The sequence below is a fragment of the Grimontia marina genome, assembly GCF_900060185.1.
Lineage (GTDB): Bacteria > Pseudomonadota > Gammaproteobacteria > Enterobacterales > Vibrionaceae > Enterovibrio > Enterovibrio marinus.
In genome coordinates this window covers 21,492-44,222 of the sequence record NZ_FIZY01000010.1, presented here as the reverse complement: position 1 = coordinate 44,222, position 22,731 = coordinate 21,492, and the positions used below count along the sequence as shown (strand labels likewise).

Sequence of the window (22,731 nt, the reverse complement as noted above, 5' to 3'; positions counted from 1 at the left end):
GGGATTATTTACGCGTTTTTAACTTCCGTTTGGGTTCAGTTCCGTTTCCAGCCAAAGACCTGAAATAAACTCGATATTACGTCCACAGCTATTTGCAAAATACATTGAACCAAGTTTTTGGCGAGATTCAAGAAAAGCAGTCTTTCTCCTCGCTCATTTGATGTAACAGCCATATTGTTCGTTGTCTTCGCTTTGACTAAAATCATCGCCATTTCCAAGTACACATATTGAGCAAAAACAATGAACAAAAGCTTTTTGACCAATCTTATCGCTGCAGCCGTTTTCGCAGCGGGATACTATTTTGAAGAACCACTGGCACTTTATGGTGGTTTGTTTGCGCTGTCAGGTTCGCTGACCAACTTGTTGGCCGTGCACATGCTGTTTGAAAAGGTGCCGGGGCTGTATGGTTCTGGTGTTATTCAAGCACGTTTTGAGGCGTTTAAGCTTGGCATCAAATCATTGATGATGGATCAGTTCTTCACCCAGGAAAATGTTGATCGTTTCCTGAATAAAGAAATGTCTGGCGGTGCAGCTTTGAACCTTGAACCTGTGATTGAACAAATCGACTTCAATCCAACGTTTGATGGCTTAGTAGAAGTCATCAACAACAGTCCATTTGGTGGCATGCTAGCCATGATGGGCGGTTCGGAAGCACTGGCACCACTGCGTCAGCCATTCGTAGAGAAAATGAAAAACTCAGTGGTCGACATTACTCAGCAGGATAACTTCCGCGAAGCGCTGAAAGGCCAAATTGAACAACCGGAAATGATGGGCGATATCACGGCTAACATCGAGTCTGTCATTGAACAGCGTCTGGATGAACTGACACCGGAAATGGTGAAGGAAATTGTTCAGAAGATGATCCGCGAGCACCTGGGCTGGCTGGTGGTCTGGGGTGGTGTTTTCGGTGGTGTGATTGGTGTGATTTCCGCGCTTGTTGCGGCCTGATAAAGCCTCCATCGATGGATGTTTACGGCACCTTTGGGTGCCGTTTTTGTCACTTCCACAGCAGATTGTTTGGGTACAGCTCACAAATATCTGATCTTGTTGTTAAAAATGGTTATGTTGCCCCGCTTTCCCGCCGATTCATTCCTAAACTGAATTCCATATGTTTTGTCACAAGCTTGTTACTGGTGATTGCTTTTCTATACGGGGTGACCTCATGGCTAAATCCAAGAAACTGATAACGCTGACTGCTCTAAGTGCAGCCCTTTTTGCAACCTCTGCCTCTGCGCTGATACTGCCTATTTCGGTCGGCGCGGATGCGGGTATCACTGATGTGAAATACAAAGGTCGCAGTGCCACTGGTTACTTCTGGGCAATTAACGGTAAGCTGAACATTAATGATTACAGCAGCATCTATACTGGCTATGGCGAAACCACTGCAGATATTCCAGATGAAAACGGCGTGGATCAGAGCTTCACCTCTACGTCGATTCCACTGGCACTTCAAGTGAATGTTCCGATCATTTTGGGTGATATTTATGTGCGCGGCGGGGGTAACTACTACGACAATACCTATGCTCTTGAAAAAGAAGATGGATGGGGTCTGCTGGGTGCTGTGGGTATTAACCTGTCTCCTGGCATTGGCCCTGGCCTGGCAGTAGAACTGACTTATCGTGATGCCGGTAATGCTGAAACCAGTTCAATTAGTGTGGGGGCCAGCCTTAGTTTCTAAAGCTGTCAAATAACCATAGAAAAAAGCGCCGGATGTCGGCGCTTTTTTAATGAGCAATGAATTGAATTTATACCCAAACTACCTGCATGTATTTTGGTGGTAATCGAGATAGGTTTTCGCCTGCTCTTTACCCATATACCGACCCAACGTTTTCACTGGCACATTTCGCAAATCCACCATGATCAAGCCATCCAGTGCATTGTTGAATGCGGGATCCACGTTAAAGCACACCAACTTGCCATTCAGTCCAAGGTACTGCCTCAGTAACACGGGCACACCCAATCCCTGACTCATACGGCCAATCACTCTGGACAACAACTGCAAATCACCCAACCCAGCCAGCATGGAGGTATGCCAAGGCACAGGCGCTGAGGTTTCCAGCGGTGTGGTAGGTTTAACCAGTTGCGCGATATTCTTATCATAGTGATGCACGCTCAGGCTTTCAGCCAGCAAACGACGCGCCGCGAGCGGGTAATCGTTGCTGATGCTGACTGGCCCAAATAAGGTCGTCATATCAGAAAATCTGCTCACATAAGCCGCTATGCCTTTCCAAAGCAACAATAACGCCGACAGGCTTCGCTGATACTTTTCATCAATCACCGAACGGCCCATCTCTAGTGAATTCCCCATGCTTTCAACAAAGCGCTCGTCATATTGGAACAAGCTTCGGGAATAGAGCCCATCCAGCCCTTTATCAGCGACAATTTCCTGCACTTTCCCTAAACGATATGCGCCCACCATCTGTTTCGCTTCCCGATCCCAGATGAACAGGTGCAGGTAATAATCATCATATTCATCGATATCACAAGCCATGCCTGTACCTTCACCGACAGACCGGAAGTTCACTTCGCGTATTCTGCCAATTTCCTGAAGGATGACCGGAATGCTCTCGCTTTCAGTACAGTACACATCAAACTCATTCGACGTAAGAAGCTTGGCTTCCGGAGGCAATGTTGCCAATTCCTGCTCGATTGCATCGACAGATTGTGACGCAATGATAGGCTCACCTGCCTGTTCCAACTCGACAGCTTTTACCGCATTTTCATGGTTCAGGAGGTAAGTATTAAGCCTCAGATAATTCACCAAAGCGTCGTCGTTATCAAAAGAGCGGCACTCTTTCCAAGCGATCGGCTCGCCAATAGAGAGTGGGATGGAATCACCGCGTTTATTGAGCAGTTCACGAGCCAGCATTACTGTACGTAACAGTGGATGAATACGCCCGGCCCGATAGAATTTACGACTGTTCTGGCCACCGATATAAATCGGTAACGCCATCGCTTTGTGCTTTTTCACCAAGGCGGCAACCGAACGGCTCCAGACCTTGTCTTTAAGCTGCCCATCTTCATCGAAGGTAGAGACTTCTCCTGCTGGGAAGATCAGTAGCATGCCGCCTTCGCTAACATGTTGGTGGGCTTCACGTAACGCTCTCAAGTTTGCCTTACGCGCACTTTCCCCTTCAAACACATCGACGCCGATAAAAATATCGCTAAGTTCAGGGATACGTTTCAGGTAGTAATTCGCCAGTACTTTCAAATCAGGCCGCACCTGACGCAGTAGCTTGGCAAGAATCACGCCTTCTACACCACCAAGCGGATGGTTAGCGACAACGACTGTGCTGCCGCTGACTGGAATGTTGTCCACGTCTTCAGTTGAGACCGTGTAGTCAATGCCGAGCACATCTAGAGTGTAAGAGAGAAAATGATCGGTATCGATCCCTTCAGGCCGACGTCGGTAGTGCTTGTCTAAAGCCCGGAGACCTGTGACGGATTCCACTGCTTTTTCAATCACACCAAACGGCGTTTTTCTCGGGATCTGAAAGGGACTGATCATTGATGACTCTCCTTTTTCAGTTAGCAGGTCGGTCTAGCGCTTCGCCCAGTTTTTATCACCAAGTTCAATAAAGCCCGGGATATTTTTTTCCCAAGTTTTCTGAACAGAATCGTCATAATTCAGGTACAGCTTATTATCGACGATCGTCCAGAATTCAGGGTTGCCAGGTGCTAAATCATCTTTCTCAGCAATTGCCCATGCACAGTAGCCACCGTATTGCGGCGCATATTTCTCAGGGTCAGCAAGGAATTTGTCGAGGTTTTCCTGACTTGAAAACAACCAGTCAGCGCCCTGATATTCAGTTTTGAAGTCTGATTTACCTTTGACTGGCGTGCCATCGAAAAAAGACACAGTGTCATAACCACTGACCGCTTTGCTGCTGAAAAAGCCAGTGTAAACATCAGCGGCGAAAGTTAGAGGTGAGAACAACAAAGTAAACAGTAATAGTACGCGAGACATCTTTCACTCCCTTCCATTTATTCAGATTCAGTTGCTAAATAAGAACCTAGTCTCGAAGTAAAAATTTCACCTTTTTTCGCTGGCAACCAAACGCATGTTTGGTACTTTTCGAACTAAAGTTTTTGTCACCGCTGGACCGTTTTGGCAAGGCGACCCATCGACATAAACCATTTCCATTGCACCCGGTGCAGCACTGAGGTGCGTGAAGCTCACGGTATTGGCATCGTCACGGTGCATACAGACAGATTTGTAGCCTGCTTCTGGCACATGGCTCCTGTGAAACGCCCACGCCTTCTCGATGGTTTGCGGTTCCGTCATGATGCTTTTGAACGCCTCTCGCCTTGCAATCATCACTTCTTGGAAAGCTACTGACGAGGAAATCATCGGTTCAACGCTCGGACGTTGAGTAAGCACGTGACCATCCCACTGAAAGGCGATTACATGGCCATGATGCGCATTTAAATCCGGTGCGAAAACCAACAGCGTGAAAGGCGCATAAGATCCCATATGAAGTTCATTGAGCGTACTGACCACTTCTGCCACTGAAGACGAAGGTGCTAGCAGCTTCACAAGCAACCCACGACTTATCAGCGGCAATTCAGGGATATCGCCCTGATAGTAATTCAGCAGGCAAAGTGAGAGTCCATGCTGGTTAGTTACAATCCAGGTGCCGCCACCGTCAGGATCGACGGGCATCAGAAAAACTGTACCTTTGTCCTGAAACTGCTCAGGTGAACGCGCGATCGCTCGGCCTTTCTGCTCATCACGATTAAAGAACACATCGTATCCGTTATCATTCAGCAACCAGCTGACAGTACACATTCACTTTTCTCCACGGAAATGACTAAGAGTGGCTGGCGCAAGACCAAAGGTTTCTGCCACACCGATATTCTGCGCACTGAGGCTGACGCGGATCAACGCGAAATGATGCACAGCATGGCTGGAAACAAATACCAGCTCTCGACCTACAGTAGATGCAGATTTTGCGGCAGCCAGACGGTTTAGGCTCACTTCATGGCGCACATAGAGAGCGGTATTCATGTCAGCGTCACCCAGACTTTCCAACCACTCACAAAGGTGTCTCCACTCTGCAATCGCTATCTCCCGGCTTGTTTCTACAGGATGAGAACGACGGCGAACATCATAATCGATGTCCTGCGCGGAAGCCGCATGCATAACATCCAGAATATGGCGCATGTGTTGGCCGATTGAACTCTGCAAATAAGGTGCTGCAACAAAGTTATATTGGTCATCAGAAAGCTGATATAAAAGCTCAAGCGCCTGCGCCGCCACGTCCAAACACCCCTCTACCTCAACTGCAAATGGTTCATTCAGTGGTGGCTTGGAATCTCTCGCTAACATGGTATTCCCTCAAATAAACAGATTTTTACTACGACTTATTGTTTTAATCGGTGGACGGATAATCACGAACCAGGGCCTTTTCATGGCGCCATGCCCGGTAAAGCGCTAACAGCGATGGAACTTTGTGTCCGGCGTTTCGCTGCAGATTGCCAATCTCGAACAGCATACGATACTGATCCAGCAAGGTACTGAATGCACTTCCGATGCTTGCGCCGCGGTCCCAGATGTGTGCCGCTTCACTGCTGGCACCATTAACTTCCAGCAACACAAAATCCTCGCCACGCATCAGGCTGTTGATATCCCGGAATTTGAGATCAATCCGCCCAAAGTAAAAACCGGGAAAGTCATCAAAAATTTCATCCAAGCGCTCGACTAACGCATCACTGATATAGTCACATCCATCACGGAAAATCGCGCCACGCGAATGACTACCGGCAAAGGCGAGTCGGAAGGTTTCTCCTCTACCCAACACTAAATCCAGTTTGTCTTCATGACGCGTTCGGTATAAATGGGCGAGCTTTCCAGCTCGGGAGTCTTGATCAATCAATTGGGCGAGAGTGCTTTCTCCGTCGCCAACTACAAATGGATTGTATTTAAGGGCCAGGGAAATAATCTGCCCTTTTTTCTGGTCGGGATAACGCACATAAAACACACCCGCTTCAGCGTTATAAGGGGCTTTTTCCTGAAGCATCAAACGGGCACCGTCAGGAAACAGGCGAAGGTATTCTTCCAACTCACCTTTATTTTCCACCAGACGAACACCTGCGCCACGACAGCCCAAATCCGGTTTAGCAACAATAGGAAAGCCCAACCCGGCTTTTTGTAACGCAGTCATTGCCTGATGAGCCTGGGTTTCGGGTGGCATCGCGTTTTTTTCCCACATGATGTAAGGCAACACCCAAGGTTTGGCTATTTCGCCCGCCAAAGACAGAATGGCGTCTTTAGATTCGCCAACCATGCCGCTCAGTTCAATGCCAGGATTTGCCACCAGCGGCAGCCCGAAGCTTTTGTATTTCAGGCCATTCCAAACCCATTGAATGGCGACGGGTGTGTAAAACACCCAACTCGGCCAGAATTCAAAAAACGACACAGGTTTGCCGCTCATATCCAAAGGTGGCATGCCATGGTTAACTGGCAAGGCGGGAGAAGTTTTCTCTTCCACCAATTTTAATCTGTGCAAATCGCTTTCTCCTTTAACTTGCTCCCTGCAGCGCGATTCACTGCAATGAGCAAGAGCACCACAACCGGGATGAGCCCCCAGCTGAGATGACGATTAATCCATTCAATTTCGCCCAGTTGATAAACCAACACGAAAACCAACGCCGTCCAGAGCGCAGTAGCGACCAGCACAGCAGACAAAAACGGCTTCAGCCCAACGCGGAAAAAACCGCTCAGGCAAAAGCCCACAAACCTAAGACCCGGCACAAAGCGGATAAGGAACAAATTTCCAAATGCATGGGCTCGTAATTTCCGGCGTATCATCCTCACGCTCGGTTTGGTCAATAAGATTCCCCTCAGTTTCCTCCATCGACGCGACCACAAACCAAGTGCATAGAGGCCTATATCCCCCGTTGCAATGCCGACAAAAATTGCCGCCAATGCTATAGGCACGGACATGACGCCCTGTGACGCAGCAACACTGGCAGTCACAATGGCTAAATCTTCGAGCAAATAGGACAACAGAATTACTGCGAAGAAGAGTGTCACTGGGGAATAAGTCAGTAATGTAGCGGTGATATCGTTCAAGATAGGCGCCTTATGGGGTATGCACCCTAGCTATGTAGTTCTATTTACAGAATAGACAGGATTGATGGGCATTTACTTTCACAAAGAGACGTAATTCTTATTTTTCATAAAACGGAACAAACAGAGAGATAATTTAGCCACCAAGCATCAATACCTCACATCAGTTTTCCCATACCGCAATCCGTGACAAACTAACCAATTGAACCGCTAAATCTATCAAGGAAAATACCTCTCATGACGGATAAACCTCAAAGCGCCTTTCTTCGATTACAGTCTGACATGGCTGAATTTGCCCGCGAACGCGATTGGGAACAATTTCACAATCCTAAAAATCTGGTGATGGCATTGAGCGGTGAAGTGGGCGAATTGTCTGAACTGTTCCAATGGCTCACACCTGATCAAGCCGATAACTTTCCTCCAGAGAAACGCCAGGCACTGGAACATGAACTAGCAGATATACAACTGTACTTGATCCGCATAGCCGACCGTTGTGGGGTGGATTTAGAAAAAGCCTGTAACGAAAAAATCGAGCACAACCGCAAAAAATACCCACCAGAGAAGTGTTTTGGCCGCGCGGTAAAATACAACGAGCTTTAAGAAAAATGACGTGTCACAGAACGCTGACATCGTTGCTTTCTATCTTGGCTTTTTTCAGCACAAAAATGAGACATCATCTAGACTTTTGAGACAGAACTTTCCCCTCTCTGCGTAGCTTCGCTGTCATCGTTCGCCGATAGGGAAAGTGTATTTATTTGACTCAAAGTAACGGATAAATCAATGACTCCAACGGCAGCGCCGACCGAATCCAAGGACATATTTCCTGAAAACGCCGTTGTACTCCGGGTCACACTTCTTTTTTTGGGATGCCTTTTTCTCGCCTTATTTGCTATTCATTTTCTTAGGCAACCTGGGAGTGCTGCGTTTATTTGGTACACCAATGCCTTCGCTATCGGCATGATTGCCCTTGCGCCTTCATGCCAGCGCCTCGCATTAATTGGCTCTGCCTTTGCCGCCATCCTACTTTCTAACCTGCTATTTGGCGATGAAGTGCTGCAGAGCTTGCAACTCGCCGCTGCTAACAGCACAACGATTGCCCTTGGTAGTATTTCACTCGCCTATATCAGTCGAAATGCAGAACCTTTTCTTTCCATGAAAGCACTGACTTTTTTTGTTTTCTGTACGGTTTTAATCAGCCCAATGGCCGGCGCTATTTTGGGGGGCTGGGTACTCAACCGAGAACTCTCCATTCCATTTGAAGCTGTCGCACCAGCCTGGTATCTGGGTGATGTGGTTGGCATTCTTGCCATCACCCCTCTAATTTATACGGTGCTACAAAACAACAAAGAGTTACCATCCAGCATCTACAAACCAACCACACTGGTAACGATATTTCTTATTGCCGCTTTATCCGGGTGGTTGCTGGCACAAGTCACATTCCCCTTCATTGCTATCGCCATCGCGTTAACCATTGCAGGTGCCGTTTTAGATAGACTCTCAGCATTTTTTACCGCTTTCGTAGTATCAATAACCCTGGACTTACTACTGGTTAATCCCAGTGAAAACCTAACGATATCATCCGGACCCAACGGTACAATGGGCCTACTCTTACCTATCAGCGGCGCAATGTTGCTGGGAACTATTCTTGCAGTAAAATCAGCGCGCCTGCTTCAGATTCAGAAGATGAGCGATGAGCGTGCAGAGTTGTTTTCAAACGCCATGCAATCCTCTGTGATTGGCACTGTGATGGTGCAGCCTGATGGCAGAATGAGTAACGCTAACCAAAGTTTCATCGACCTCGTTGGCTACACCGCCGAAGAGCTTGAAACAAAAACCTTCCGTCAGCTTGTGTTCCATCGCGACAAAGACACAGCCAACGAGCAGCTTCAATTGCTTACACTCAGCGAGATAGATAAATTCCAAGCTGAAGTTCGTCTTACCAAAAAAAGCAAACAGGTGGTTTGGACCCGTATTGGTGTCTCTATTGTCAGGGATAAATGGACAGGGAATACCCTTCAGTTTATTTATCAGGTTCAGAATATTGATAAAGATCGTCGCTTCGATGAAGAGCGGAAATTGTGGTCTAAAAAGTTTGAATTTGCGCTTGGCATCAACCGGACTGCGGTTTATGAAATGGAATGCCACACCAAATTTATACATCTTTCCGAAAATGCCAGTCAGGCCATTGGTATCAAAGCAAGCAATGTAAAACGTCTTTATGAGTGGATGTCACGAATACACCCAGATGACCTCCGCGCATATCAACATACTGTGACATCTAAAGGTGGCCAATTTGGCATCATTGAATACCGATTACTTGATGAAAATGAACGTTACCGCTGGGTAAGGGATCATTGCCAGCCGATAGAACAAGACAGCCTAGGCGTTACTACCAAGGTCATTGGCACCATCACAGATATTGGTGATGAACGTGAGCTGTCGTTGCAAAAATCCTTGGCTGCCAAACAAGCCGAACTGATCAACCAAGTGTGCAATTTTGGTCTTTGGGAGTACAACCCGGAGACTGAAGAGATTTACTGGAACAGCGAAATGTACGCCTTGTATGGGCTGTTGGAAAGCGAAGGCGTCTCCAAATCCCGATGGCGTGACAAAGTCTCTCCTGCAGACAAACACCAGCTCGATGCCATGTTTGATGCTGCGCGAATGCATAACGGGCAGCAGCTCGACCTCAATATACAGGTTCAAAACAGACACGATCAGATGGTTTGCCATCACCTTCTCGCCAGATTGATCCACTCGGAAACGGCTTCAAGACTCGTCGGGCTCTGTCAGGAAACCATCTCCATGGGGGAACGAGTTGCAGTGCCAGAAGAAAAATCGTCGATGGATATGCTCACAAAACTGCCAAATAGACGTGCTTTTGAACACAATCTGCAAGGTCACATTAAAAACCTCAATGACTCACCGGGTAAACACACGCTGGCAGTGATCGAAATCAGTGGACTGAATGCCCTGGCAGAGGCGTTTGGCAACTCAATCAGGGATCAGTTAGCCAAGTCTGCTTGCTCAGTGATCAAGTCCTATGGAATAAAGGCCGTTGCCAGGCTCAACGACAACCAGTTTGCTCTCCTACTACTCAACAAATCGTTAGACGACGCCCAACAATCGCTCGGCGAATTGTCAGAAAAAATCTGTTCATTAAAATACCAACAAGGTGACACTTCTTATCCGTTAGATTGCTCGATTGGTTTAACCGCCGCCGAGGATTTGCAAAGTACGCCATCTCAATTAATTTATCAGGCGCAGGTTGCCCTTGAGTCACTGACTGAAAGCTGCAAACCTGCCATTTCAGTGTTCAACCCATCATTGTTGAATGATCGCATTTCAATCCGCCGGGACCTCCTGTTGCAACGTATTGATATTGCTATCTCAACCAATTCTTTTAGCCTGCTCAGTATGCCCTTGGTACCAAACAGTCAAGAACTGCCGACCTGGTATGAAGTACTCGTTCGCCTCATTACAGAAGAAGGAGATTTGCTGCTTCCTGCTGATTTCTTGCCCGCCGCCGAACCGACAGGCCGATTAATCAGTATCGAACGTTGGGTGTTTAATGAAGTCCTCATGGAGCAGGCAGAAGCGCTGGCAGAAACTGGATTGCATATCGCCATTAATATCTCAACGGGAGCCTTCTACAGTGAAAGCTTTATGAGCTACTGTCTCGAGACAATCAACGACAGTGTTCTCCCCGCCAGCCAAATATGTATTGAAGTAAAAGAGAGCACTTTGCTTATCAATACCGTTCGATCCCAAGATATTGTTTCATCCCTTCGCAAGCTGGGCTGTGAAGTGTCTATCGACAACTTTGGCTCCAAACTCACTTCTTTCGGTTATCTGCGCGAGTTCAATATCAGCCAAGTAAAGATCGATGGAAGCATCATTGCTATGATGAAATCCAGCAATGTCGACAAACACATTATTGACTCCATCAAGGAGGTCGCAGATACCCTGAAAGTTAAAACCTCTGCACATAAGTTAAATAGCGAGGAAGACTTGCGCCTTGTGCGCGAAGCTGGACTGGATTACACCCAGGGTTATGTGTATGGCCAGCCAGTTCCCCTTGGACGCTTGATTTCCTCTTATAAAGCAGGGATTGAAAGTCCCTACGAGAGACGCACAGCTAATAAAAGAAAGTCAGCCGGTTAACAACACTTAGCTTGTATCACAGAGTCACCCCGAATACCTTTCCATCACTGACGAATTAGCATTCAATCAAACTTCTTACCGATGGCTTTATCAGGGATTGATACATGGTGAATTGCGACTATTTGATTATTGGTGCGGGAATCGTCGGGCTCAGCGTCGCTAACGAACTGCAGGAGCGCGAACCGAATGCCAAAGTCGTGGTGGTTGAGAAAGAATCACAACCCGCCAGTCACCAAACCGGTCGCAACAGCGGCGTGATCCATGCTGGTGTCTACTACACGCCCGGCAGTATGAAAGCCCGTTTTTGCAAAGAAGGGAATCAGGCCATCAAAGCCTTCTGCACCGAGCACCACATCCCTTTCGAAGAGTGCGGCAAGCTGCTGGTTGCCACCAGCGACATTGAACTCGAACGTATGGAAGCATTAAAAGTCCGCGCCGCTGACAACGAATTGGAATTCGATGTACTAAGCGCGGACCAGCTTCAGAAAAAAGAACCAGATATCAACGGACTTGGCGCTATCTTTGTCCCTTCGACAGGTATCGTCAGCTACCGCCAAATCTGCGAAAAATTTGGAAGTATGATCAAGGAGAGAGGCGGCGATGTGTTCTACGGTCATCCCGTTGAATACATTCAGGAATCCAAAGATGGCGTGACCGTGGTGGCAGGTGAGCAAACCTTCCATACCGGAAAACTGATTTCCTGCGCAGGCATCATGTCAGACCGCATTGTGCGTATGCTGGGTGAAACACCCGATTTCCAGATGGTGCCGTTTCGGGGCGATTACTACCAGTTGGCGACTGAGCATAATGCCATTATCAGCAGCCTGATTTACCCCATTCCTGATCCCGCCTTGCCCTTCCTCGGTGTTCACCTGACCAAGATGATTGACGGCTCAGTCACTGTTGGTCCGAATGCGGTGTTAAGCCTTGCCCGTGAAGGCTACTCTCGTTTTTCATTCTCTCCGGCTGACGTGGTTGAAATGCTGCAATATCCGGGGTTTTACAAAGTGATTCGACGCAACTTCAAATCAGCGCTGAAAGAGCTTCGCAATGGTTTCTGGAAACCGGGGTATCTCCAAGAAGTGCAGAAGTATTGCCCATCCCTGACCAGTCAGGATTTGCTTTCTTATCCATCAGGTATTCGCGCTCAGGCGGTCTACCAAAACGGCGATTTGGTTGACGATTTTCTGTTCCACAAAACCAAGCACGCCTTGGTGGTTTGCAACGCCCCCTCACCCGCTGCGACATCTTGCTTTCCTATCGCAAAACATATCGTGGAGCAGCTTTAACATTGCACCCGATCAACCTGCTTAAATAATGCGCTAACAGCTTGTGTGTTAGCGCAAAATTTCAGTTTTCAGCCCTGCCCTCACCGACAAATTTCTTTTCTTTTTTTAAGGTCAGGCATAGCATCGTCGCCTCTATTCACTGAGAACAAAAACAACAATCAGAAGTGACGATGAAAAAAGCCATTCTTCTGCTGTCAGCGACTCTGCTTGCTGGCTGCTCGGCAGCGCCCGAAACCCCGGACTGCAACTGCGATAACACACCGCCACCAGTGACCAGCCAACCCGTGTCTGATGCGAACAAAAAGGCAATCAACGCCCTGTTCGCTTACATTGCCAAAGAAGCGAAAAAACAATGGGGTGACGATGAGTATGTCGAGTCCAGCAAACATCGCTATGTGAAGTATCTGGACGGCTACCAAACCCGTGCGCACATCGACTTTGAGGCAGGTAAGATCTACGTTTCTACCGTTGCCCAACGCCAGCCGATGGAGAAGCTGCAAAAAGCCATCGTTCAAACGGTATTAATGCCTGCTGATCCAAAGCACGTCGAGCAGTTTACGGACAAAGATATTGAGCTCACCGGAAAGCCATTTTTCCGTGGCCAGATTGTCGATCAGGAAGGCAAATCAATTGAATGGGAATGGCGTGCAAACCGCTTTGCGGATTACCTCATCGACAACAAGCTGCAAAGTAAAACCATCAAACGCGGCAAAGCTTATTACGTGCAGATTGATATGGTGAAAGACCATTTGGAGCAGCGTGAATACCAGTATGCACACTATGTTCGCGACGCCTCAAAGCGTTATGACATTCCAGAGGATCTGATTTATGCGGTGATCAAAACCGAAAGCAGCTTCAATCCTTATGCGGTCAGCCATGCGGGCGCATACGGGTTAATGCAGGTGATCCCGAAAACAGCAGGCGCAGATGTGTTTAATCTGGTGAAGAAAAAGCCGGGAATGCCGACCAAAGAGTACCTGTTCGATCCGGCGAACAATATCGACACAGGCACAGCCTATTTGCACATTCTTAAAACCCGTTACCTACGCGATGTAAAGAATGCGTCATCGAAGCATTTCAGTATGATTTCCGCCTACAACGGCGGCACGGGCGGTGTTCTGGCGACCTTCCATAACGATCGCAAACAAGCGATGGTAGAGCTTAACCGCAAGTCTCCGCGTCAGGTCTATGATGCCCTGACCACCCAGCATCCGAAAGACGAGGCGAGACGCTACCTGCAGAAGGTGCTCTACTTCCAGAAAGGGTTTAACGAAGGAAAGATTTAGGCGAGCGCCTAAAACGCTCTAGAAAAACGCGAAGTCCACTACTTCGCGTTTTTCATTTCTTCAAAGCCACCTGCATTATGAAGATTGGTGAAGCCTTTGCTCAACAAGTATTGATAGGCTGCACCTGAGCGAACACCACTTCGGCAATACAGCACCAGCGGTGTGTCTTTATCTAAGCTCTGGATGTGTTTATCCAATTCCGTCACCGGGTAATTCAGCGCGCCACTCAAGTGGCCATCATCGAATTCACCCGGCGTGCGAACATCCACCACCATCGCGCCCTGTTCAATCATTTCCCAGCCATACTCTGCGCGCTCGGTTGCCAAAGCCACAGGCACCACCAGCAAGGCGCTACAAAGTGTCAGGGTTAATGCGATTGTTCTGTTCATTCCTTCATCCTTGGCTTTAATCTATTTCTTCTTGTATTTATGTAATAAATCCAGAGGGATATGGCAATAGTCATCAGGGAAACGGGTCAGCCTGTCTTGATGCTCATCATCACTCGGCACATAGTTACTAAGAGGCAAGACTTCCACCGCAATTTTTTCCGCATCTTCCCTGGCCGCAATGAATTCACGGGCAATGGTCAAATGCTCAGGATGATTGCTGTATATGCCTGTGCGGTATTTCTCGCCGACATCTTCGCCTTGCTGGTTCACGCTGTAAGGGTCGATGATTTCAAAGAAATATTCCATCAGCGTCATGACAGAGACCGTGGAAGGGTCGAATTGTGTTCGCACACATTCGGCATAACCGTCATAAGGTGTAGCCGTTGAATCGCTGGTTCCGTTTGCCCGCCCGGCTTCTGTGGATAGCACTCCCGGCAAGTGGCGCATAAATTCCTGAACGCCCCACAGGCAACCGCCTGCAAAGTAAATCTCTTCCAACGGTTTTTCTGGCGATGCTTTTTTCATTGCTGCTGAGTATCTTGTTTGGCTATCAAACGATTCTTGACCACTTCCTAGGGTCTGTTGACCTTTGGTGGTTAAATTTTGTTCTCGCTATAAGCGTTTTGGGTGCGGCGAGGTGTGTGCCGCCTAGTTATTCTAAGCAAATACACCTCAACAAAGTATAAAACGCTTAGAGCAGAACCCTTCGGGCAGCGTTTGTGGGGATTTTATGCTGCGTTATCAGCTTCTCATGTAGGCTAGCTACAGATCGAAGCCTCTGCCTCGCATAAAATCCCCACAAACTGCTGCAAAAATCATCACCAAAGGTCAACAGACCCTAGTGAGAAGCGTGAAAGTCAGGTTCCAGTTCGTACTTTTCATCTTCAGGATACAAACAGGCAATCCCAATCTCTTCGCCAGCAAAGGCCTTAATGCACTCAATATTTTTCCAGTAACTGATCAGCGTAATTTCTGATTTTCCGTCAATGTCACGCTTAAAGATCTGCGCTCCCTGAAAGCCTTCAGTCTCAGACGTTTCCTTCACACCTGTTTCATAAAGATATGAAACAAACCCCTCTTCATGGTGCCTTGGGCAGCGTGCTTTCCATTCCCTTGCAATCATCTTAAACGCCTTGTAATCCTTGGATTTAGAAGACCTTAACACGGAAAAATACCTATTAGTGAAATTTGACCGCTGGTCCTGATAAATCCTCTTCTTAGTCATGCCGCCATCCACTACGATAATCGATCATTCACAAAATCTCTGTCCGGATGGGTCAGGCTTTTGGATTGCCCACACTGGCGGACGGGTGCTGGCTATGGTCAATGTCGCGAAGGGCGTCATCATCAACCCTCATGTGATAACCAACTTCTTGTTTTGGCAGGTGCAATATCCAGTTTTGCCCCCTTGCACCTTGCTTGGGATATACACCGATCAGCGTGGAACCAGTATCACCGTTTCCACCTCACCAACGAAAAACAGCCCTGAAAAGGGCTATTTTTGTCAATAATTCTGACCGCATACTAAATCTTACTTCACTGTTTTAAGCCTGATTTCTTCTCTTTGGACCACCTTATCTGGGGCTTTACCGAGGTAATCCACCCAGTCATCAACTGACAAAGGTTTAGCAAAATAGTAACCTTGCGCTAAAGTGCACTCTAGCTGACGCAAAGTATCAACGTGGGGCTGGGTTTCCACGCCTTCTGCGACCACAGATAAATCCAGCACTTTTGCCAATTTGAGAATCGCTTTTGTAATTTCATAATCAGACGATGAAGAGTTAACGTCTTTGATAAAGCTGCGATCCAACTTGATGTAATCTGCTGACAGATTTTTTAGGACAGAGAGAGAAGAGTACCCTGTACCGAAATCATCAATCGCAATCTTGTAGCCTTTGGCATGAAGTGTTTCGATGGTCCTGACGCAGGTTTCAAAGTCCCGCATCATGTCCCGTTCCGTAATTTCCAGAATCAGTTGGCTCGGCGCACAATCTGTTTTATCGAGGATTGTTTGCAGTTGTTCAGCCAGATCCGTCATGTAGAACATCCTCGCTGAGAAGTTGACGGAGATAAGAATATTGGAAGTATCAACCCCTTCACTTTTCCACTCGCTAATCAACCTAGCGACTTTGCCAAACACCCATTTATCAATATTGACCACCAAGTCTGTTTTTTCTGCAACTTCCAAAAAAGCTGAAGGAGGAAGCAGGCCAAGCTTGGGATGTTGCCATCTCACTAAAGCTTCCGCACCGAGAATACTGCCCGATGTCAAATTTACTTTGGGTTGGAAGAAGACGGTCAGTTCATTTCTACGTATCGCATGATGCAGTCCACGACTTGTTTCAATGATATCATTCACTTCAGTTGTCATTTCGTCCGTATAAATACGGTAACTGTCACGGCCATTGCGTTTGGCATAGTACATTGCCGTATCCGCATTTCGGATCAGAGTCTCACCATCACAGCCATGATCAGGAAACTCACAGATCCCGATACTGGCTGAAACAAAGACGGTACTTTTATCGATGTAATAAGGCTTCTTAATTGCCTTATTGATTCGTTGAGCAATGAATTTCCCTTGCTCCAAGTTGGTTTCGGGCATCAGGATCATAAACTCATCCCCTCCCATACGGGCCACAAAGCCTGAAGTTCCGATCAATCTGGTGAGTTTCTCTGCAACATTCACCAGTAAATTGTCCCCAGCCGCATGGCCTAAAGAGTCATTAATCGTCTTGAACTCATCAATATCCAGATAGAGAAGCAGGAATTTGGTGCCATTTTGCTTAGAGTGAGTAATTTGATTTGTGAGCTCTTTGGTAGCCAACAATCGGTTCGCAAGGTGGGTCAGTGGGTCGTGATGCGCGAGGAAATCGAAATTCTTCTTCTCTTCTGTGATGGCTTGATATGCTTCAGATAGCCGAGCAGCCATGTTGTTGTAAGCACTTTCAATGTGTCCCCATTCATCGGTTCGCCCTAGGTTAATAGGCCGCTTAGTCCCGCTTGAGACTAGGCGGTCAAATCCATCCTTAAGATCATCCAAAGGCTTTTGAATATGTCTACTCACAACGTGATTGATCAGTAAAACAGAGAACAAAAACGCTAAAAGGCTAATGATGATGGCATTAAAACGGGATTCAGTGATCACATCTTCAAGTTGTGAAGTGAGTTGTAATGTTTGCTCTTGAACTCTAGATTCTGTACTTTCCACAAGCTGTAGCAGCCCTGCCTGAGACTGAACAAGTGCATCCATCACGCTCCAACGCTGATCCAGATTCGCCCTGATTTTCCTCAGCGTTGCATGGTATTGATTCAAAGTTTTCCTGATCTTAATTTTTTGCGCTTTGACCTTAGGGGTGGATATATCAAGGTTTTCCAAGTGTAGCTGGAGAATATCTAGTTCTTTTTCCGCCTCAATGAGCAAGACTTTCTCGGTCTCAGGCGTTATGCGGCTATGGATATCACCCAGCATTTTGCCCACTGTCAGAAATGACTCCCGAAGCATGGCGATAATATCTAACTCATTGTTGTAGATAACCACCCTATCCTCACTGAGGTGCTCCAACTTGCTTGCTGCGACTGCAAACTCCAGCAAATTAAGCTGTTTGGCTAACTTAGCATCAATAGCTTTAGATTGTTTCAGGATTCGATTTAACGCTAATGAACTTCCGAGAAATCGGTGAAAATTATCTATAAATGCGTCAATCTTTTTCGAAAACTCCTGATTGGCAGAGAGATCCCTCAACCTTTGGAGTTGAAAATCGATGTTAAACGCCTCTTCCGAAAGTACCGTTTCACTGTACAGGAACGTCTGCTCCAACAGCTTCACACGTGAAGTCAACGCAAAAACGCGGCGACTGATTTCAGAGTTCACAATCAGCTCAGACACGTGACGTGAGGTTTCTGTTTTCAACGTTGATTCGATGTAGAAAAGCGAACGAATAACGATCAAAACAGCAAAGCTCACCATTAAAAGTGACATCAGGCTAGAAATGATCAGTCTTTGAGTAATGCTGGTATTGTTCAAATTCATCATGGCTTCCATATCTTAAGATAGGCTTCGCGATAGCCATTCTTCGGGTCATAGACACCACGTTCTTGCCTGCCAATCAATTGGCTGACGTTTTCAGGAGTCACCATGTGTACCTTGGCAGAATATCCACTTGGGGGAAGTTGGTTGAAAGCCCGGTTCAGTTCATCAGTGATCTGCCACCCATGCAGGTAGAGTGGTTCAGGTACCGTTGCCAATTGAAAGCCACCATTATTGATACGTTTATAGGCTGCGCGGCTTCCGTCACCGGCAGAGATGTTTTGAGGTATCTGAATTTGTTGTTCAACGTTTGTCTCAAGAGAAGGGATGACGTAGTCAATGTAGAGGTCATTGATGGCGAGGATGTGGGTGATATCTCCGCCGTATTTATTCCACAGACTCTCGAACGTCACTGGCATCTGTTCAGCAATTTTATCCAATGGCAGAGCATTAACCTCTAAGACCTCACAGGATGCACAGCGTCTGATGGTGTCAGCCATGGCGTTCGCTTTGATGGTTGCAATTTTGTAGTTGGGGTCTGAAAAGATCAGTGTTTTTGCTCGCCCTCCGGAATTGACGATTGCTAGCATTGCCGCAATCTCAGCTACAGCAAGCGGATCTGTGGTGACATTCATGAAAAGGCCAAGCTCACTGTTGCCGCCGGCTAATTCAGTCGCATGCCAACCGATCACCACTATCCCTTGGCTTTTGGCCACCTTTAGGACTTCTTTATGTTTCTGGGCGTCAATACCACCAAGGATAATCGCGTCAGGTTTGAAGCTGATCGCTTTTTTTATTGCCGCCCCCTGCCGAACCTCAGAACCAAATCCATCAATAAACCTAAGGTCCCAATCAAGGTTTGAAATTGCCTCAGACACCCCTTTTCCAACACCATAGACCCCACCATTTCTCAAGTCAGATGCGACGTAAATGATGTTTTTATTGCTGACAATACTCGGACCAGTCTTGGGACCATCCCAGACATCGTCTTCAGATATCGCCCTATTCACCTTTTCCTTTGCGTAGTCGACGTAATATGTTGTCACCGTTTCCGCAGAGCACGTCGTGACAAAGAAAAATATGATTAAAGTCTTGAATCGGGAAAAAATATAATTACTCAAGGGATGAAACCAGTCCAGTTTATAATTCTCATGTATCATTAATAATTATGTTAATAGAGTTTTTGCAGTTGGTAAACCATAAGGGTGGAAAATGAAAAGAAGTATCAAGGCTGGCCTAGTTTGTGCTTTGTTTGCAATGTCTTTTTCAGTTTTTACTAAAGAAAACGTAAATAATATTAATAATGAAAAGCTTAAGACCTTTCAGCAAACAGTGAGCGAACCTCCTGTGCCATTATTTATTGAAACCTTAAACAAACCTATACGTATTGCAATTATTTATCCTAGTGCAGATATCTCTGATTTTTGGATAAAAAACTTTAAAGCGATGACCAAACGGCTTCTAGCACTCAAAGTGCCCTACGAGGTACATGAATTCACTTCGAAGCAGATAGAACACTCACTACAAACACAGTACACAAAGCAGGTGCTCAGCGCAGAACAACCCTACGATTTTGTTATTTTTGGCCCTTCTGAACTCGATTTGCAGGCTTATAACATTCAGAAATTATCGGCGTCAGACCAGTTCAAGACCTTCATTTGGGCATTCCATACGCCAAACGATGAATGGACAGCTCAACCAGATGCTTGGTTCGACTTTTCCAGTGCCATGGGTGCCGATGTACTTTGTGAGCATGCGATTAAATACCTGGGTAAAGAGGTTGAGTTTGCAGCAAACCGTGGAATTCCTGGCATCACAGACACTCAACGCTCTCAAGGCTTTATTGACTGTGTTGAACAGGAAGGGGATTGGCTGAACATTTATGAGCATTTCGGTCAATATCAGAAACTCGGCGGTGCTGACGGGGTTCGGTTGATACTGAACAACTTTCCTGAAGTGGCGATGATACATAACGCCAATACTGCCATGACGATGGGGGCTGTCGAAGCACTTGGTGAAGCAGGGCGATTGTCTGACATTTATGTGACCGGTTGGGGGGGAACAGCTAAAGAAATCGAAAAAATTCGGGCTGGCGAGCTGGATGCTACCCCAATGCGGATGAGTGACGATTTAGGCGTAGCTACAGCTGAAGCTATTAAATATCACTTGCAGAATAGAGCCTCTGAAGTGCCTTTGATTTATCTTGGGCGTATCACCGTGGTTCACAACCAAATGGAAGAAAGCGAACTAAACCGGTTAACCAGAGAAGCGTTTCGCTACTCAGGCATTGAGTAGAAAATATGTAAAGAACCAGCATTTAAATTCTCAGGTGTGAGAATTTAAATGCTGGTTAAATAATAAATCCGCAATCACAACCCTCCCGGAAATAACAAATTAAATGTCCAATTCAATCATGAAAAAACAAAGGGGTTAATATGAAATAATTTTTATATTAACTCTCTTTGGGACAACAAAACACTTTCTGCTCCATCATATCTAAAAATATAAGTAAGGGCCTCAAGATGTTACGAGATTAAATCCGTTATACCCAAGTAACCTGAAGATGTTTGGGTATGAATTTTTAAAATACCTTTGAAAACATAATTCTAACGGACGGGGATGGACACCCTGACACTTAATCCCGGTAAAGCATCAAACAACTCAATGTTGCCATAATGAAGGCCTGCAACCGCCTTTGCCAGTGACAAACCAAGACCTAGCCCACCATCTGTGCGGCTTTTGTCCACGCGGTAGAGTCGCTCAAATACACGCTCTTTATCTTCATCCTCAATACCTGGGCCATTATCGCTCACTTCGAGCCACACCTTGCCACCTTCCGGTTTTTCGCCGCAGCGTAGGTATATATGGCTACCTGGTGGGCAGTATCGCAGTGCATTCTCAATCAGGTTCGCAACTTGTTGGATAAGCAGTTCACGGTCGCCATTAATCATCAACGGCGAATCCGGTTTCTCCACCACCAGCGTCATCAGTGCATCTTCCGCTACATCGACGTAAATCTCTGCCACTGTCTCTATGACATTGTTCAGGTCGAGTGCCATAAAGCGGCTTCGGCGTGCGCCGGACTCTGGGATATTCGTAGCAATGCATCGAAGATAGACGCCAAACGCTGTGAATCTTCCAGCGCTTTATCAAGCTCTTCGATAAATGTATCCTCGAGGTTTGGCTCAACCCGCTCCGCGTCCTCCCTCAATGTCAGCAGGTTGTGGCGCAAGCGGGTGATAGGCGTTTTCAACTCGTGGGCAATATTGGCTGAAATGTCGCTCATCGCCGCCACTGAACCTTCAAGTCTTGAGAGCATATCGTCAACAGAAACTGAAATGCGCGCCAAATCACTGGTGGTGTACTTAACTTGCGTGCGCGAGGAGAGATCGCCCTCAGCCGCTGCATTAAGCACCTTTTCGATCCGGTTGATGCGTTTTTGGCTGATGCGGCTCATCGCAATGACCAAGGCGACGGTGAAGATCGATACCAGCACACCGGCCAACACAAAACCGGACGCCAGCACAGCGAGAATTTCGTCGTCTTCAATCGGGTCATCATCCACTTCTTTGTGATGGCCCGTGGCAAGCTGCTGAGACTCTTTTACTATCTCGCGGTTTTGGTCTTTCAGTTCATGCTCGACATAAAAGAAGGTCACCGTCGCCATCAGTACCAGACTAATGATCGACACGCTGCCAAACATCAAACCTTGCTGGATCGCAGAGCTCTTCATCCAGGCAGGGAGAACAGCCAGTAACTTTCGCTTGGAAAGGTGGCGATTGAAGAACGCAGTCAGTCTTGCTTTCATTTAGCCTCGCCTTTTTGTTCCAGCTTGTAGCCCACACCGCGCACAGTTTGAATGAGCGTGTCACCGAATGGCTTTTCGAGCTTGTTGCGAAGACGGCTGATATGGGTTTCCACCACACTGGTTTGTGGGTCGAAATGAATATCCCACACATGTTCAAGCAGCATGGTGCGGGTGATCACGCGGCCAGGATGGCGTAGGAAAAGCTCCAGAATACGGAACTCTTTCGGCTGTAAATCGAGTGACTGGCCCTGACGGGTCGCAGAGTGTTCAAACAGGTTCAGTATCACATCGCCATAACTGATTTGTGGGCTGGCTTCTGTCGTTTTCAACACCGCACGGCGGGAAAGCGCAGTGACGCGAGCCAACAGCTCAGAAAACGCGAAAGGCTTGGTGAGGTAATCATCACCACCCGCTTCCAAACCCTGCACGCGATCGTCTACACCGCCTAGGGCGGTCAGAAAGAGAATCGGCGTGCCGACCTGTGCGGCACGCAGCGCTTTTACCAAAGAGAGACCATCCAGCCTTGGCAACATACGATCGACAATCGCCACATCGTAGCTTTCTGCCATACAAAGCGTGAGCGCATGCTTACCATTATCGGTGACTTCAACCTGATGGCCTGCTTCACGCAGGCCTTTTTCTACAAAACTACTGAGACTGGTATCGTCCTCGACCAACAACACGCGCATAGGGACT

General features: G+C 47.1%; 21 protein-coding genes. 7 read left to right on the top strand and 14 right to left on the bottom strand.

Annotated elements, in window-relative coordinates; genetic code table 11:
* Positions 1-240: 240 nt before the first annotated feature.
* Positions 241-948 (top strand): DUF445 family protein, encoded by a 708-nt coding sequence (locus GMA8713_RS07250; protein ID WP_062707242.1) that lies wholly within the window; start codon positions 241-243, stop codon positions 946-948.
* A 214-nt stretch (positions 949-1,162) separates the two neighbouring features.
* The gene (locus GMA8713_RS07245; RefSeq protein WP_062707240.1) at positions 1,163-1,678 is read left to right on the top strand and encodes an outer membrane beta-barrel protein; all 516 of its coding nucleotides are present in this window, start codon (positions 1,163-1,165) and stop codon (positions 1,676-1,678) included.
* A 78-nt stretch (positions 1,679-1,756) separates the two neighbouring features.
* On the opposite strand, the gene GMA8713_RS07240 is transcribed toward GMA8713_RS07245, so the two are convergent.
* The 6 genes from GMA8713_RS07240 to GMA8713_RS07215 form a co-directional block, all read right to left on the bottom strand.
* A complete protein-coding gene (locus tag GMA8713_RS07240; RefSeq protein ID WP_062707239.1) occupies positions 1,757-3,508 on the bottom strand; it encodes a bifunctional lysophospholipid acyltransferase family protein/GNAT family N-acetyltransferase in 1,752 nt (583 codons plus the stop codon).
* A 33-nt stretch (positions 3,509-3,541) separates the two neighbouring features.
* Positions 3,542-3,967 carry a YHS domain-containing (seleno)protein gene (locus GMA8713_RS07235; protein WP_062707238.1) on the bottom strand — a complete coding sequence of 142 codons (426 nt, stop codon included), beginning with the start codon at positions 3,965-3,967 and terminating at the stop codon, positions 3,542-3,544.
* Positions 3,968-4,033: 66 nt separating this feature from the next.
* Complete coding sequence (locus GMA8713_RS07230) at positions 4,034-4,789, bottom strand: NRDE family protein (protein ID WP_062707237.1); 756 nt, start codon at positions 4,787-4,789, stop codon at positions 4,034-4,036.
* Entirely contained in the window at positions 4,790-5,329 is a 540-nt protein-coding gene (locus GMA8713_RS07225; RefSeq protein WP_062707235.1) for a DinB family protein, read from the bottom strand.
* Positions 5,330-5,372: 43 nt separating this feature from the next.
* Positions 5,373-6,449, bottom strand: a complete 1,077-nt coding sequence (locus tag GMA8713_RS07220) for a D-alanine--D-alanine ligase (protein ID WP_198159473.1) — start codon at positions 6,447-6,449, stop codon at positions 5,373-5,375.
* A gap of 47 nt (positions 6,450-6,496) precedes the next feature.
* Positions 6,497-7,075 carry a DedA family protein gene (locus GMA8713_RS07215; protein WP_062707233.1) on the bottom strand — a complete coding sequence of 193 codons (579 nt, stop codon included), beginning with the start codon at positions 7,073-7,075 and terminating at the stop codon, positions 6,497-6,499.
* A gap of 234 nt (positions 7,076-7,309) precedes the next feature.
* On the opposite strand from GMA8713_RS07215, the gene GMA8713_RS07210 reads away from it, so the two are divergent.
* The 4 genes from GMA8713_RS07210 (at position 7,310) to mltC (ending at position 13,811) form a co-directional block, all read left to right on the top strand.
* Positions 7,310-7,672 carry a nucleotide pyrophosphohydrolase gene (locus tag GMA8713_RS07210; RefSeq protein WP_062707232.1) on the top strand — a complete coding sequence of 121 codons (363 nt, stop codon included), beginning with the start codon at positions 7,310-7,312 and terminating at the stop codon, positions 7,670-7,672.
* Positions 7,673-7,852: 180 nt separating this feature from the next.
* Entirely contained in the window at positions 7,853-11,236 is a 3,384-nt protein-coding gene (locus GMA8713_RS07205; protein ID WP_062707231.1) for an EAL domain-containing protein, read from the top strand.
* Positions 11,237-11,340: 104 nt separating this feature from the next.
* The gene (lhgD, locus tag GMA8713_RS07200; RefSeq protein ID WP_062707228.1) at positions 11,341-12,525 is read left to right on the top strand and encodes an L-2-hydroxyglutarate dehydrogenase; all 1,185 of its coding nucleotides are present in this window, start codon (positions 11,341-11,343) and stop codon (positions 12,523-12,525) included.
* Between the two features lie 170 nt (positions 12,526-12,695).
* Complete coding sequence (mltC, locus tag GMA8713_RS07195; protein ID WP_062707226.1) at positions 12,696-13,811, top strand: membrane-bound lytic murein transglycosylase MltC; 1,116 nt, start codon at positions 12,696-12,698, stop codon at positions 13,809-13,811.
* A 38-nt stretch (positions 13,812-13,849) separates the two neighbouring features.
* Here mltC and GMA8713_RS07190 read toward each other — a convergent pair whose 3' ends face one another.
* The 5 genes from GMA8713_RS07190 to GMA8713_RS07165 all read right to left on the bottom strand — a co-directional run bounded on the left by GMA8713_RS07190 (position 13,850) and on the right by GMA8713_RS07165 (position 19,273).
* Positions 13,850-14,200, bottom strand: coding sequence for a rhodanese-like domain-containing protein (locus tag GMA8713_RS07190; protein WP_062707224.1), 351 nt, complete (start codon positions 14,198-14,200; stop codon positions 13,850-13,852).
* Between the two features lie 21 nt (positions 14,201-14,221).
* On the bottom strand, positions 14,222-14,698 hold the full coding sequence (locus tag GMA8713_RS07185; protein WP_062707400.1) for a peptide-methionine (S)-S-oxide reductase: 477 nt from the start codon (positions 14,696-14,698) through the stop codon (positions 14,222-14,224).
* A 340-nt stretch (positions 14,699-15,038) separates the two neighbouring features.
* Entirely contained in the window at positions 15,039-15,323 is a 285-nt protein-coding gene (locus GMA8713_RS07180) for an antibiotic biosynthesis monooxygenase (RefSeq protein ID WP_062707222.1), read from the bottom strand.
* A 408-nt stretch (positions 15,324-15,731) separates the two neighbouring features.
* Positions 15,732-18,230 (bottom strand): EAL domain-containing protein, encoded by a 2,499-nt coding sequence (locus GMA8713_RS07170; RefSeq protein ID WP_062707219.1) that lies wholly within the window; start codon positions 18,228-18,230, stop codon positions 15,732-15,734.
* Complete coding sequence (locus GMA8713_RS07165) at positions 18,230-19,273, bottom strand: substrate-binding domain-containing protein (RefSeq protein ID WP_198159470.1); 1,044 nt, start codon at positions 19,271-19,273, stop codon at positions 18,230-18,232. The genes GMA8713_RS07170 and GMA8713_RS07165 overlap by 1 nt, the downstream gene beginning before the upstream one ends.
* A gap of 211 nt (positions 19,274-19,484) precedes the next feature.
* On the opposite strand from GMA8713_RS07165, the gene GMA8713_RS07160 reads away from it, so the two are divergent.
* Positions 19,485-20,522: a substrate-binding domain-containing protein gene (locus GMA8713_RS07160; protein ID WP_232314387.1), complete on the top strand. Its 1,038-nt coding sequence runs from the start codon at positions 19,485-19,487 to the stop codon at positions 20,520-20,522.
* Positions 20,523-20,833: 311 nt separating this feature from the next.
* Here the strand turns inward: GMA8713_RS07160 and GMA8713_RS28025 are convergent, their stop codons facing one another.
* The 3 genes from GMA8713_RS28025 to GMA8713_RS07150 are packed head-to-tail and all read right to left on the bottom strand — an operon-like array spanning position 20,834 to position 22,724.
* A complete protein-coding gene (locus tag GMA8713_RS28025; protein ID WP_232314383.1) occupies positions 20,834-21,286 on the bottom strand; it encodes a sensor histidine kinase in 453 nt (150 codons plus the stop codon).
* Entirely contained in the window at positions 21,271-22,035 is a 765-nt protein-coding gene (locus tag GMA8713_RS28020) for a histidine kinase dimerization/phospho-acceptor domain-containing protein (protein ID WP_232314382.1), read from the bottom strand. Before GMA8713_RS28020 ends, GMA8713_RS28025 begins: the two co-directional genes overlap by 16 nt.
* On the bottom strand, positions 22,032-22,724 hold the full coding sequence (locus GMA8713_RS07150; protein ID WP_062707216.1) for a response regulator transcription factor: 693 nt from the start codon (positions 22,722-22,724) through the stop codon (positions 22,032-22,034). Before GMA8713_RS07150 ends, GMA8713_RS28020 begins: the two co-directional genes overlap by 4 nt.
* Between the last annotated feature and the right edge of the window lie 7 nt (positions 22,725-22,731).

What these genes read in the sequence shown, in the direction of transcription:
- GMA8713_RS07220 (WP_198159473.1), bottom strand. Translation starts at nt 6,449, where the DNA reads ATGCCACCTTTGGATATGAGCGGCAAACCTGTGTCGTTTTTTGAATTC.
- GMA8713_RS07150 (WP_062707216.1), bottom strand. Translation starts at nt 22,724, where the DNA reads ATGCGCGTGTTGTTGGTCGAGGACGATACCAGTCTCAGTAGTTTTGTA.
- GMA8713_RS28020 (WP_232314382.1), bottom strand. Translation starts at nt 22,035, where the DNA reads ATGAAAGCAAGACTGACTGCGTTCTTCAATCGCCACCTTTCCAAGCGA.
- GMA8713_RS07210 (WP_062707232.1), top strand. Translation starts at nt 7,310, where the DNA reads ATGACGGATAAACCTCAAAGCGCCTTTCTTCGATTACAGTCTGACATG.
- mltC (WP_062707226.1), top strand. Translation starts at nt 12,696, where the DNA reads ATGAAAAAAGCCATTCTTCTGCTGTCAGCGACTCTGCTTGCTGGCTGC.
- GMA8713_RS07235 (WP_062707238.1), bottom strand. Translation starts at nt 3,967, where the DNA reads ATGTCTCGCGTACTATTACTGTTTACTTTGTTGTTCTCACCTCTAACT.
- GMA8713_RS07205 (WP_062707231.1), top strand. Translation starts at nt 7,853, where the DNA reads ATGACTCCAACGGCAGCGCCGACCGAATCCAAGGACATATTTCCTGAA.
- GMA8713_RS07230 (WP_062707237.1), bottom strand. Translation starts at nt 4,789, where the DNA reads ATGTGTACTGTCAGCTGGTTGCTGAATGATAACGGATACGATGTGTTC.
- GMA8713_RS07180 (WP_062707222.1), bottom strand. Translation starts at nt 15,323, where the DNA reads ATGATTGCAAGGGAATGGAAAGCACGCTGCCCAAGGCACCATGAAGAG.
- GMA8713_RS07250 (WP_062707242.1), top strand. Translation starts at nt 241, where the DNA reads ATGAACAAAAGCTTTTTGACCAATCTTATCGCTGCAGCCGTTTTCGCA.
- GMA8713_RS07225 (WP_062707235.1), bottom strand. Translation starts at nt 5,329, where the DNA reads ATGTTAGCGAGAGATTCCAAGCCACCACTGAATGAACCATTTGCAGTT.
- GMA8713_RS07160 (WP_232314387.1), top strand. Translation starts at nt 19,485, where the DNA reads ATGTCTTTTTCAGTTTTTACTAAAGAAAACGTAAATAATATTAATAAT.
- lhgD (WP_062707228.1), top strand. Translation starts at nt 11,341, where the DNA reads ATGGTGAATTGCGACTATTTGATTATTGGTGCGGGAATCGTCGGGCTC.
- GMA8713_RS07240 (WP_062707239.1), bottom strand. Translation starts at nt 3,508, where the DNA reads ATGATCAGTCCCTTTCAGATCCCGAGAAAAACGCCGTTTGGTGTGATT.
- GMA8713_RS07170 (WP_062707219.1), bottom strand. Translation starts at nt 18,230, where the DNA reads ATGAATTTGAACAATACCAGCATTACTCAAAGACTGATCATTTCTAGC.
- GMA8713_RS07245 (WP_062707240.1), top strand. Translation starts at nt 1,163, where the DNA reads ATGGCTAAATCCAAGAAACTGATAACGCTGACTGCTCTAAGTGCAGCC.
- GMA8713_RS28025 (WP_232314383.1), bottom strand. Translation starts at nt 21,286, where the DNA reads ATGGCACTCGACCTGAACAATGTCATAGAGACAGTGGCAGAGATTTAC.
- GMA8713_RS07190 (WP_062707224.1), bottom strand. Translation starts at nt 14,200, where the DNA reads ATGAACAGAACAATCGCATTAACCCTGACACTTTGTAGCGCCTTGCTG.